The sequence below is a fragment of the Bacillus sp. NP157 genome (genome assembly GCA_018889975.1).
Taxonomy (GTDB): Bacteria; Pseudomonadota; Gammaproteobacteria; order Xanthomonadales; family Rhodanobacteraceae; genus Luteibacter.
The window spans coordinates 227,471-239,894 of record CP076546.1; the positions used below are offsets into that span (position 1 = coordinate 227,471).

Genomic DNA, 12,424 nt, shown 5'->3' on the forward strand with positions numbered 1-12,424 from the left:
GCAGTGAGACTTCAAGACCATACCGATTTCACCACGCTGCACTGGGTCAAGGCGGAGCTCGACGACGCCTTGTCCAAGGCACGCCAGGCGCTCGAGTCGTACGTCGAGGATTCCCGCGACACCTACGTCATGCATACGTGCGCCGCGGACCTGCACCAGGTCCACGGCACGCTGCGCATGGTGGAGTTGTATGGCGCGGCGATGGTCGTGGGCGAGATGGAGCAGCTGGTCGCAGCGCTCATCGGCGACCGTGTAGCCCATCGCGACGATGCCTATGCCGCGCTGATGCGCGGCATGATGCAGATGCCCGATTACCTCGAGCGCCTGCAGAGCGGCCATCGCGACGTACCCATCGTGCTGTTGCCGCTGCTCAACGACCTGCGCGCCAGCCGTGGCGAGCAGTCGCTGCACGAGTCGGCGCTGTTCACCCCGAACCTGGATACCCCGCTGCCGGTCGGCGCGCCGGGTGCGTCCGATCCGGGCGTGGCCGAAGACCACCGTAGCGAGTTGCCCGAACTGCGCGCCCGTTTCCAGCAACAACTGCTGGCATGGTTCCGCGGGCAGGGGGGCGACCGCCAGTTGCTCGGCATGCGTGCGACGCTGGACAGCATCGCGGCCCGTTGTTACACCATCGCGGGCCGTCGCCTGTGGTGGATCGCCGCAGGCGTGCTCGAAGGCCTCGAGCGCGGCGTGCTGCGTGCCCACGAAAAAGACGTTCGCCAGCTCATCGGCCGCGTCGACCGCTCGATCCGCGAGCTGGTCGATGGTGGCGAAGAGGCCATGCTCACCGGTGATTCGGACGAGCTGGCCCGCAAGCTGCTTTATTACGTCGCGCAGGCCCGCCCGGGCAGCGAGCGCCTGGACGAACTGCGTCAGGCCTATCGCCTTGACGGCCTCCTGCCGCAGGCATCGGAAGTCGAGCACGCGCGTGGGTCCATGTCGGGCCACAACCGCGCGTTGCTGGACACGGTGTCCGTGGCGATCAAGGACGACCTGCTGCGCGTGAAGGAATCGCTCGACCTGTTCCTGCGCCGTCCCGATGGCGACCCGGCACAGCTCGGCCCGCAGGCCGACGTGCTCGACCGCGTGGGCGATACGCTGGGCATGCTGGCGCTCGGCGTGCCGCGCCGCGTCGTCGGCGAACAGCGCCGGATCATCGGCGAGATCGCCACGGGCGCGCGTGCGCCGGACGAAGAGTCGCTGCTCGACGTCGCCGGTGCGCTGCTCTACGTCGAAGCGTCGCTGGACGACCACATCGAGCGCCTCGGCGCCGAGGGCGAGACGCCCCTGTCGGACAGCGGCCCCTCGCCGCTGCCGCGCAGCGAAGCGCGCCACATCCTGACCGCGCTGATGCGCGAAGCCACCACGAACACCTCGCGGGTGAAGGACGCCATCGTCGCCTTCGTCGAGTCGTCGTGGGACCACGACCAGCTTGCCGGCACGCCGGACATGATGGCCGAGATCGGTGGCGCCATGCGCATGCTGGGCGCGCCGCGTCCGGCTGACCTGGCCGACGGCATCGGCATGTTCATCCACCGCGAACTGCTCGGCGATCGCCGCGTGCCGAACGGTGCGCAGATGGATCGGCTGGCGGATGCGCTTGCGGCGCTGGAGTATTACCTCGAAGCCGCCCGCGAGCATCGCGGTGGCCTGGACCACATCCTCGACGTCACCCAGCAGAGCCTGGCCGAACTCGGCTACTGGCCGCTGCCGGTCGATGAAGAGAATGAAGAGCTTGGCAGCGAAGCGCTCGAAACCATCGAGGCCGAAGCGGTCGAGCACATCGCCGTGCCGTCCAGCAGTGAAGACGTGGGCGAAACGGTTTCGACCTTCGCCGATACCTTCGACCTGATCGACGAGCCGCCGGCCGACGACGTCGTGCTGCCTGCGGCAGCCGAGGTGGCGCAGGCCGCCCCGGCACCGGAAGACGACTGGGTCGAGATCGAAGAAGAAATCGAGCAGGAAGTGGGCGGGACCGGCATGGCCGAGTTCGCCGGCTTCCAGGTCACCGTCGACGGTATCGACGACGAGATCCGCGAAATCTTCCTGGAGGAAACCCAGGAGGAAATCGACAACCTGCGCAGCGCCGTCGCCGCGTGGATGAAGGATCCGGAGCGCATCGAAGCGCTCACCCCGATCCGTCGCTCGTTCCACACGCTGAAGGGTTCCGGTCGCCTGGTCGGTGCCCGCCTGCTGGGCGAGTTCGCCTGGAAGGTCGAAAACATGCTCAACCGCGTGCTGGATGGCACGATCGGCCCGCACGAGGGCGTGCAGGCGCTGGTCGGCCATGCGGTCGACGCATTGCCGCAGCTCAAGGCCGCGCTGGAAGGCGATGCGCACGTCAACGCGCCGATCGGCGCGATCATGGAGACCGCCGATCGCGTGGCCATGGGCGACATGGCGTTCCTCGAGGACATCGCGCGCAATTCGGTCAAGCTGGTCCGCACGAAGGTGAAGCGCCGCGTGCCGCGCGACACCATCGCCGCGGTCCCGACGGCCGCGTTCGCCAGCTACGGTCGCACCCCCGAGCCCGAACCGGCCCAGGTGGAAGAGCCGGCTTACGTGGCGCCGCCGTTGCCGCCGGTCGACGCCGTGCTGCTCGACATCCTGCGCACCGAAGTGGCGCAGTACCTCAACATCATCCGCGCCAACCTCGCGCGTGCCGGCGACGGTCCGTTGCCGGTGGATGACGGGCTGCTGCGTGCCGTGCACACCCTGCACGGTGCCATCGGCATGGTCGATATCCCGGTGCTGATCCAGGTGCTGGCACCGCTGGAAGGACTGATCAAGCGCGTGCGCGCCTCTGGCGTGCCGCTGCGCGCGGCTGGCGTGGATGCGCTCACCGACGCGGCCGACCTCGTCGATCACGTCATGGACCTGTTCGATACCGTCGATCCGCGCGTGCCCGACGTTTCCGCGCTCGCCGCGCAGATCATCGCCTTGCGCGACGAGCAGCCGGAAGCCACGGTCGCGCATATCCTTTACGAGCCCGATCCGCTGCCGGTGGACGACGAGCCGGCCAGCGCGCTCGATGCCGTTGCCGATGAAATCGTTGCCGACGATGCCGTCGCCGACGATGTCGCCGTGGCCGCGCCGCTGTCGTCCGACGACGAAGCCGAGCTCGACGCGTTCCTGCACGAACACGAGCGTTTCGACAACGACGTGCGCGAAGCCGAGGCGCATCTCGCTGCCGACGCATCCGACGCCCATCGCGTCGAAGAGACGGCGACGAACGACGAGCTGGTCGCCGCGGAAGCGACGCCGGAGTCGCTCGAAGCCGAGCTCGAGGCGATGCTTGCAGGTGAACTGGCCAGCATCGAAGCCGCCGCTGCCGAAGCCGACGCACCTGTGGCTGAGCCTGTGGCTGGCGACGAGGCAGGTGACGAAACCGTCGACGAAACCGCATCGCCGGCTGTCGTGACCTCCGACGAACACATCGAGGAGCAGTTGCAGCCGGACGCAGGCGACGGGCAGGGCACCGACCTCGCCCCGATCCACCTGGCGGATGCCGAGCACGACCTCACCGCCGAGCTGATGGCGTCGCTGGAAGGCTTCGCGATCGACGTTCCGAAGATCGAAGTCACGCCGATCGGCAAGTACGACGCATCGCAGGACGCGGCGTGGCGCGCGCTCGTGGGCGAGACCGGCGACATGCCGGAACTGACCCTTGACGCTCCGTCGGAAAGCGAATCGGAAAGCGAGCCGGTCGTACACGCGGCCGACGCCGAAGCCGACGCCGAAACGCTCCCGCAGCCGATGTCGCACGACGGCGACGTCCTGCACCTCGACGACGGGGTCCTCGACGAACAGCCCGATGCGCGCCTGGCGTTCGAAGCGGACGTCACCGACGAAACCCAGCTCGATCCCGACCTCGCCTTCGAGCCTGAGCTGCAGTCGGAATCCGAGGCTGCTGCCGAGTCCGCGTCCGAGGCCGAGTCCGAGCCCGAGTCCGAGCCCGAAGCCCCCGTCACCATCGAAGACCAGTCGCACGAGCCGCGCGCCGAGCCCGTGCATGAACCGGTCGACGACGTGGCCCCGGCCCTCGTGCCCGAGCTGTCGCCCTACGCCGATATCGATCCCGACCTGCTCGAAGTCTTCGTCGAAGAAGGCCGCGAGATCCTCGACCACGCCGATGCATCGCTGGCGGCATGGCGCACCGAGCCGCAGCAGGGCGAGCATGTCGCCGCGCTGCAGCGCGACCTGCACACGCTGAAGGGCAGTGCACGCATGGCGGGCCTGCCGCCGGTCGGCGACCTCGCCCATGCGATGGAAGCCGTGCTCGATGCGGTCGCGGGTGGCCATCGCGAAAGCGACGACGCCTCCATCTCGGCCATGGAAAGCGGTTTCGATCGCCTCCACGGGATGATCCAGTCGATCGCGAAGCTGCGTCCGATCGGGCTCAGCGAAGCCGACATCGAACCGTTCGCCCGCCTTGCGGGTGCGCCGATCGCGCCGGACACGCTCACCGCGGAGAACTATCGCGACGAGCGCGAAGCCGCCGCGCAGCCGGAGCATGCGGAGACGACCGTCGTGCCGCCGGAAGCCATCCCGGTGCTCGACCGCGTTCTGCCCGACCTTCTTCCGGAAATGGAAGAAGAGGAGATCCAGCGCGCGTCGCAGGAACAGATCCGTGTCCGCGCCGACATGCTCGACACGCTGGTGAACCATGCCGGTGAAGTGTCGATCTACCGTTCGCGCCTGGAACAGCAGACGGCCAGCTTCCGTTCGGCGCTGACTGAGCACGAACAGACGGTGAGCCGCCTGCGCAGCCAGCTGCGCATGCTCGAAATCGAAACCGAAACGCAGATCATCGCGCGTTACCACCAGGAGCACCGGGACGCGGGCGCGACCAGCTTCGATCCGCTCGAACTGGATCGCTTCTCGCAGCTGCAGCAGTACTCGCGTGCTCTGGCCGAGTCGGTTTCCGACCTTGTGTCCCTGCAGACGATGCTGGACGACCTGACCCGCCAGACCGAAACGCTGCTGTTGCAGCAGCAGAAGGTCAACGCGGAGCTGCAGGAAGGCCTGATGCAGACGCGCATGTTGCCGTTCGATGCGATGGTGCCCAACCTGCGCCGCACGCTGCGCCAGGCCGCCTCCGACGTGGGCAAGCGCGCCCAGCTGGTGGTGGAGGGTGCCAACGGCGAAATGGACCGCAACATGCTCGATCGCATCAAGGCGCCGTTCGAGCACATGCTGCGTAACGCGGTGGCCCACGGCATCGAGACGCCGGAGACCCGCGAAGCGAGCGGCAAGAACGCCGAAGGCACGGTGCGTATCCAGGTCGCGCGCGAAGCGACCGAAGTGGTGGTGCGGCTGTCCGACGACGGTGCCGGCATGGACCGCGACGCGATCCGCGACAAGGCCATCGAGCGCGGCCTGCTGCGTCCCGATGCCCGCGTCTCCGACGACCAGATCTTCCAGCTCACCCAGGTGCCGGGTTTCTCCACCGCCGAAAAGGTCACCCAGGTGGCCGGCCGCGGCGTCGGCATGGACGTGGTCGCCAACGAGATCAAGCAGCTCGGCGGCACCCTGGCCATCGAATCGCAGCGCGGCACGGGAACCACGTTCGTGATGCGCCTGCCATTCACCCTCGCCGTGACCCAGGCCCTGATCGTCCGCATCGGCGAAACCAACTTCGCCATCCCGATGACTTCGGTGCATGGCGTGGCGAAGGTCGAACCCAACGAACTCGCCCATCGCATGGCGGACGAGCATTCGCAGTTCGAATACGCCGGCGAGGACTATGCGATCCACGACCTGCCGCAGCTGCTGGGCGTGCACGTGATCGCGTCGCCCGACGAAGGCGACATCCCGTTGCTGCTGGCCCGCTCGGGCGACCTGCGTGCCGCCATCCGCGTGGATGCCGTGCTCGGTTCGCGCGAAATCGTGGTCAAGCCGGTCGGCCCGCAGGTCAGTTCTGTGCCGGGTATCCTCGGCGCGACGATCATGGGCGACGGTTCGGTGCTGATGATCCTCGACCTCGCCCCGCTGGTGCGCCATGGCGTTGCCCGCCGTGCGTTCGAAGCGGAAGCGGCCCTGCCGCAGGCCCCGCGCAAGCAGGACGAAGTGCGCGTGAAGCCCCTGGTCATGGTGGTCGACGATTCGATCACGATGCGCAAGGTGACCGGCCGCGTGCTTGAGCGCCATGAGTTCGAAGTCATGACGGCGAAGGACGGCGTGGATGCACTCGAAAAGCTCAACGAGCGCGTGCCCGACCTGATGCTGCTCGATATCGAGATGCCGCGCATGGACGGTTACGAGCTCGCCACCGCGATGAAGGCGGACGAGCGACTGGCCGGCGTGCCGATCATCATGATCACCTCGCGTACCGGCGATAAGCATCGCCAGCGCGCCTTCGATATCGGCGTCGAGCGTTACATCGGCAAGCCCTATCAGGAGAACGACCTGGTGGTACAGATCAACGACGTGCTCGGGGTGCTCCATGGATGAGCGGGAACCGGCGGTCGCGCTGTTGTTCGATGATTCGGCGTTGTCCGCCCACCTGCGCGACGCCCTCGTCGAGCACGGTGCGCGGATCGTCTACGAATCCGACCTGAAGGCTTTCGCGCCGGCCGAACTGGTCGGCTCGTCCGCCGACGTGGTGGTCGTCGACCTCGACGATCCGAGCGATTCCGATCTCGATCGCCTCTATGAAACGGTCGAGGGCGGGCATCCGCGCCTGGTGTTCAACGACGCCGACGCGACCCGCGACCTTGCCGGCTGGGACCGCGCACGCTGGGCCCGCCACCTGGCCGCGAAGCTGGTCGGCAGTTCGCCGCTGGATCCGCCGCGACCCGGGGATGCCCGGGCGATCGAACCGCGCATCGCCGCGCTGGCGAGCGAACCGGCACCCGCCGAAGAGCTGCTGGCGGAACCGGTCGTCGACGATCTTTCGATCACCGGCGTACACGGCTATCCCGAAGCACCGATGGCCACGCTCGATGAGCCGCAGGCCCTGGTCTCGCTGGACAACGTGGCCGACATCGAAGGCGACGTGCCCGACGACCTGAGTTTCTCGACGACGCTGTCGTCCACCGACGAAGTGGAAGGCGCGGCGGATCCGGAAGACCTCGCCGCCGAGCTCGAAGCCGTGCTCGCCGAAGTGGGATCGGCCAACGTCGATGGCACCGATGGTATCGACGACTTGCCGTCGATGCCGCTCGAACTCACCGAACTGGCCTCGCTGGATCTCTCCGGCTTCGAGGTAGTTGACGAGACACCGCCGCCGGCACCGGCGCCGGAACGCGAATTCGATGCCAGCCAGTTCAGCCTGGCGTCGATGGAGGAGGGCGTTCCGCCCGCCGCTTCGCTGGCGACACCGACGCTGGAGATCACCTCGCGTTCGACTGAATACGCTCCGCCCCCGGCGCCCGAATGGGACCTGCTCGACCACGACACGATCGTGGCCGACGCTCCCGTGCGTGGCGACGCCGCCGACTTCGGCATCGAAACGATGAGTGCGGCCGAGTTCCTCGCGCAGGATATCGTCGACGACGGTAGCGTCGCGATCGAGAGCGGGCTGAAGCTCGAACTGGTGTCGCTGGAGGATGCCGTGGCGCCTCGCACGGACGGCCACTTCGCCCACGAGATGATCCTCGAATCGAATACCCGTGCCGTTCGCCGCGTGATCGCGCTGGCCGGCACGGTGGACAGCGAGGCATCGATCCAGGCGTTCATCGCTGGCATGCCGCAACGCATCCCCGCGACGGTGCTCGTCGTGGCCCATCACCTCGGTGACAGCCAGGCGTTCGCAGAGCGCCTCGGACGCAGCAAGGTCGCCGCCGACGGCGTGCCGACCAACCACGGCGAAGTGCTCGTAGTGCCGCGTGGCGCGCATGTGCAGGTACGCCGCGATGGCGGCGTGATCGTTCGCGAGGATGCCAGCGCGTCCAACATGGCCGGCCCGTCGATCGACGGTGTGTTCAGCACGCTCGCGGGTGGCTTTGGTGCCGACGCCCTGGCCGTGGTCTTCGCGGGCCGGGGCAACGATGCCGTGGCCGGCGCGCAGGCGATCTATGACGGCGGTGGGCGGGTCTGGGTTGAAACGGTGCCGCCGGACGACGAGCGCGGACACATGGTTACCGGCATCCGCGAAGAGCGGGTCGCTTCCTATGCCGGCGACGTTGGCGCCCTGGCGAAGAAATTGAACGAGGAATTCCCATGAGCGAGCCGTTACCGCGCGAAATCCGCTGCGTCCTGATCCCGAGCGGTGGCGTGCGCCTGCTGCTGCCCAACGCGGCCGTCGCGGAAGTGATCACGCTCGCCCAGGTCGCGCCGGTCGACGGCGCGCCGGAGTGGTTGCTGGGCCAGATCGAATGGCGCGGCTGGCACATCCCGCTGGTTAACTTCGACCACGTGGCGAAGCTGGCCGAGGACGCGCCCGCGCAGGCGGCCCGCGTCGCCGTGCTGAAGGCCATCGGCAATCGCCCGGACATGCCCTACATCGCCGTGCTTACCCATGGCTTCCCGCGCCTCACGACGCTCAATGCGGAGCTGTTGCTGCCGACCCACGATGGCCGCGACCTGCCGTTCGGCGTCCGTGCGCGCGTGCTGGTGCGCGACGACACCGCGGTGATCCCGGACCTGGAAGGCATCGAGTCCGCACTCGTCGAGATGAACGAAGCGGCCTGAGCGGCACATCGGGGCTTGACTCGTAATTGAGAATCATTATCATCAACTCCGCACCCTCACTTGCGGAGAGTTAGCCATGTTGATGAGAAGCCTGCCCCTGACCGAGACCGCCGGCCGAGACAAGGTCGTTCCGCTGCGTGCCAGCGCGGCCCCGACCCGTCGCGTCGAGAGCAAGAACCTGCTCGACGGCTCGCGCGAGCTGGTCATTGAGCACCAGGGCGCCGAGTACCACCTGCGCCTCACGCGCAACGACAAGCTGATCCTTACCAAGTAAGCACCCCTCTCCCCGACGCCAAGCCACGCGGTACCTCCCCGGGCCGCGCCAGCCAGGCCTCCGCTCCATCGCAGCAACCGGGAGGCGACATGTTCGGCTGGCTTTCGTCCTTCGGCGCGTCCACGCGCGCCCGCAGCACCCCCACCACGCGCTGGCTCGCGCTCGCGCCGCGCACCCTATTCGAGGGCCTGGGCCAGCTCGGCTGCGTGCTCTACCTCGCGCCACCGCTGCGTGGCGGCGCCCTCGACGCGCCGGCCGTGGACGGTTGCCTCGTCGAGTCGGCCGATCTCGCGCCGCTCTTGGTTGCCCGACACGTCGGTCTGACCTGCGCGATCACCGCCGAGGGCCCGCGCGAATGGATCGATTGCGTGGGCGTGGAGGGCGATACCGTCGCCCGAATTTACCTGTTGCCCGACACCGACTATCTCGCATGGGACGGTCTTTTCGCCGAAGCCCTGCCGATCGACGCCCCGAACCGCCGCGCGCCGAACCGCGAATGGTTGCGGACCTCGCGCGCGCGCGTGCTCACGTTCACCCGTCGCCGCATGACGGGCTTCACCGTGCTGGGGGCACGCGATGCGCGCATCTCCACGCTCGGCCACGGCGTGGCGCGCGACATCGCCATCTCCGAATCGGTCGGCATCGCCGGTTAGGTTCTGGATGCCTGCTTTGAATGGGGCGTCATAGCTTTGGCGCCACTGGCCGAAGACAGTGAAGATGAACGTTGCGATGGGATCGTTCGGCGTAGCCTGGCCTTTGTTCGGAGATGGCTTGGCGTCGGGTTGCTGAGTCGTCGTTGCGCTGACGTCCAGGCTTTCATCTTCGAGGTCCCCGTCGTCCGCCGAGTCGTCCTCATCGCCCTGGAAAGATCGATTTCCCCTCGGATTTGCTACCGTGTCCACCGCCTGACCGCTCAGCTTCTGCACGATCTCCTTTTGGCCCGACGTTGCAGGCACGTCGACGATGCCGCTGTAGTCCAACACCGTGTCGAATTTCTTTTCGTCTGACATAGAGCCTCCGTGGAGATGCGTCCGATCCTTCGACGAGAGGCTTCCGACCATACGCGCCGTGGGAACGACGTCGATAGGCCTTAAGCGATAGATGCACTCGCGCCGCGTCGTGGAAACAACCGGATGCCGCGCGCCGGCCGAAAACGCGTCGCCGTCCCACGCCCCTGTAGGAGCGCGCCTGCGCGCGATGGCGGCCACGGGCCGCCCCTGTAAAGACATCCCCACCGGCATGCGATGGCGTCTCCGTAGGGCTGCGGACGGAGCGTGTGTGTCCGGACAGTTGTCCGCGGACACCTCCCATCGTCATCCGTATTTACGTAAGTCACGGATTCTCGGCTGGATTTTTCGTTGGCACGCGGATTGCTGAAGTCCCTGGCAAGTACTCCAGGGAAGCCGCCATGATTCGTGACACCTCTGCCCAGGACCGCCTCGTCGAGGTTCGGCCCAGTCGCCACCGCAAGCTGCTGATCGCCGGTGGCGCGGTGGCCGTGCTTGTTGCCATCGGCTTCTCGGTGCCGAAGCTGGCCACGATGTTCTCGGCGGATAGCTCGGTCAGCGCCTCGCGCCTCACCTTCGGTACCGTCACCCGCGGCCCGTTCGTCCGCGACATCGCCGCCGAAGGCAAGGTCGTCGCCGCGGTGAGCCCGACCCTCTACGCACCGTACGGTGGTGCGGTGGTGCTCCAGGTCCACGCCGGTGACGTGGTGAAGAAAGGCCAGGTGCTGGCCATCGTCACCAGCCCGGAACTGACCAACAAGCTGGCCCAGGAACAGTCGGCCGCCGATGCCATGCAGGTCGAATACCTGCGCGCCCAGGTCGACGCCAAGAAGAAGCGCTCCGAACTGCAGAAGGCCTACGACAACGCGGTGGTCGACCAGACCGCGGCCGACCGCGACCTCAAGCGTTTCCAGGGTGCGTACGACAAGGGCGCCGTGATGACGGCCGACGTCGACAAGGCGAAGTCCGCGCTCGAGAAGGCCGCGATCACGCAGAAGCATGCGGCGACGGACCTCACCATGGACAACGACAGCCTGACCTTCGACATCCAGTCGAAGAAGCTCGCACACGATCGCCAGCTGCTGCTGGTGGAAGACCTCAAGCGCCAGGTCGAAGACCTCAACGTGAAGTCCCCGGTGGACGGCCAGGTCGGCCAGCTCTTCATCGCCGAGCGCGCTACGGTCGCCAAGGACGCGCAGCTGGTGAGCGTCATCGACCTCACCGCGCTGGAAGTCGAAATGAAGGTGCCCGAAAGCTTCGCCCGCGACCTCGCCATCGGCATGCCGGGCGAGATCGCCGGCAACGGCAAGACCTGGAACGGCAAGGTCAGCGCCATCTCGCCGGAAGTCGTCAATGGCGAAGTCGCCGCCCGCCTGCGCTTCGACGGCGAATCGCCGCGCCAGCTGCGCCAGAGCCAGCGCCTCTCCGTCCGCATCCTGCTCGACCGCCGCGACAATGTGCTCACCGTGCAGCGTGGGTCGTTCGTCGACGAGAGCGCCGGCCGCTACGCCTACATCGTGAACGACGGCATGGCCGATCGCCGCGACATCCGCGTCGGCGCCAGCAGCATCGACAAGGTCGAAATCCTCTCCGGCCTGAAGGAAGGCGACAAGATCGTCATCTCCGGCGCCGACACCTTCGGCGATGCAAAGCATGTAGCGATAGCTCGTTAAGCGTAAATCGTAAAGCGGTAGGTGGACGTTGCGCGCTGTTACTGACTATTGACGTTTCACGCTTCACGCCCTTGCCCCCTAAACCCTCGAAGTTCGTACGAAAGGAGCACCTCCTAATGCTAAAGATGACCCACCTCGCCAAGGTCTACCGCACGGAAGTCGTCGAGACCTATGCGCTTCGCGACTTCAACATCGACGTGAAGGAAGGCGAGTTCGTCGCCGTCACCGGTCCGTCGGGTTCGGGCAAGACCACCTTCCTCACCATCGCCGGGCTGCTCGAAACGTTCACCGGTGGCGAATACCACCTCGACGGCATTGAAGTCAGCCAGCTCAACGACAACGCCCGCTCGAAGATCCGCAACGAGAAGATCGGCTTCATCTTCCAGGCGTTCAACCTGATCCCCGACCTCAACGTGTTCGATAACGTGGAAGTGCCGTTGCGCTATCGCGGCATGAAGGCCGCCGAGCGCAAGCAGCGCATCATGGACGCGCTGGAGCGGGTCGGCCTCGCCTCGCGTGCGCGCCACTACCCGGCGGAACTGTCCGGCGGGCAGCAGCAGCGCGTCGCCATCGCCCGTGCCCTGGCCGGTTCGCCGCGCCTGCTGCTGGCCGACGAACCGACCGGCAACCTGGATACGCAGATGGCCCGTGGCGTCATGGAGCTGCTGGAAGAGATCCACCGCGAGGGCGCGACCATCGTCATGGTGACCCATGACCCGGAGCTCGCCGCGCGCGCCCAGCGCAACGTGCACGTCATCGATGGCCAGGTCGTCGACCTGTCCGAAGAGCCGCGCTTCCACGCGCACAACCAGCACGTCGTCCGTTCCTGACCTGGC

The 12,424-nt window shown here is 67.1% G+C and carries 7 protein-coding genes; all 7 read left to right on the forward strand.

Annotated elements, in window-relative coordinates:
• Positions 1 to 3 precede the first annotated feature (3 nt).
• Positions 4 to 6,453, forward strand: coding sequence for an Hpt domain-containing protein (locus KPL74_01115; GenBank protein ID QWT20623.1), 6,450 nt, complete (start codon positions 4 to 6; stop codon positions 6,451 to 6,453).
• On the forward strand, positions 6,446 to 8,167 hold the full coding sequence (locus KPL74_01120) for a chemotaxis protein CheB (GenBank protein ID QWT20624.1): 1,722 nt from the start codon (positions 6,446 to 6,448) through the stop codon (positions 8,165 to 8,167). Before KPL74_01115 ends, KPL74_01120 begins: the two co-directional genes overlap by 8 nt.
• Complete coding sequence (locus tag KPL74_01125) at positions 8,164 to 8,634, forward strand: chemotaxis protein CheW (GenBank protein QWT20625.1); 471 nt, start codon at positions 8,164 to 8,166, stop codon at positions 8,632 to 8,634. Before KPL74_01120 ends, KPL74_01125 begins: the two co-directional genes overlap by 4 nt.
• Before the next feature lie 76 nt (positions 8,635 to 8,710).
• Positions 8,711 to 8,908 carry a hemin uptake protein HemP gene (locus KPL74_01130; GenBank protein QWT20626.1) on the forward strand — a complete coding sequence of 66 codons (198 nt, stop codon included), beginning with the start codon at positions 8,711 to 8,713 and terminating at the stop codon, positions 8,906 to 8,908.
• An 89-nt stretch (positions 8,909 to 8,997) separates the two neighbouring features.
• Positions 8,998 to 9,561 (forward strand): hypothetical protein, encoded by a 564-nt coding sequence (locus KPL74_01135; protein QWT20627.1) that lies wholly within the window; start codon positions 8,998 to 9,000, stop codon positions 9,559 to 9,561.
• A 755-nt stretch (positions 9,562 to 10,316) separates the two neighbouring features.
• Complete coding sequence (locus KPL74_01140) at positions 10,317 to 11,588, forward strand: efflux RND transporter periplasmic adaptor subunit (protein ID QWT20628.1); 1,272 nt, start codon at positions 10,317 to 10,319, stop codon at positions 11,586 to 11,588.
• A 116-nt stretch (positions 11,589 to 11,704) separates the two neighbouring features.
• Complete coding sequence (locus KPL74_01145) at positions 11,705 to 12,418, forward strand: ABC transporter ATP-binding protein (GenBank protein ID QWT20629.1); 714 nt, start codon at positions 11,705 to 11,707, stop codon at positions 12,416 to 12,418.
• Positions 12,419 to 12,424: the final 6 nt, after the last annotated feature.

What these genes read in the sequence shown, in the direction of transcription:
- KPL74_01120 (QWT20624.1), top strand. Translation starts at nt 6,446, where the DNA reads ATGGATGAGCGGGAACCGGCGGTCGCGCTGTTGTTCGATGATTCGGCG.
- KPL74_01125 (QWT20625.1), top strand. Translation starts at nt 8,164, where the DNA reads ATGAGCGAGCCGTTACCGCGCGAAATCCGCTGCGTCCTGATCCCGAGC.
- KPL74_01130 (QWT20626.1), top strand. Translation starts at nt 8,711, where the DNA reads ATGTTGATGAGAAGCCTGCCCCTGACCGAGACCGCCGGCCGAGACAAG.
- KPL74_01135 (QWT20627.1), top strand. Translation starts at nt 8,998, where the DNA reads ATGTTCGGCTGGCTTTCGTCCTTCGGCGCGTCCACGCGCGCCCGCAGC.
- KPL74_01140 (QWT20628.1), top strand. Translation starts at nt 10,317, where the DNA reads ATGATTCGTGACACCTCTGCCCAGGACCGCCTCGTCGAGGTTCGGCCC.
- KPL74_01145 (QWT20629.1), top strand. Translation starts at nt 11,705, where the DNA reads ATGCTAAAGATGACCCACCTCGCCAAGGTCTACCGCACGGAAGTCGTC.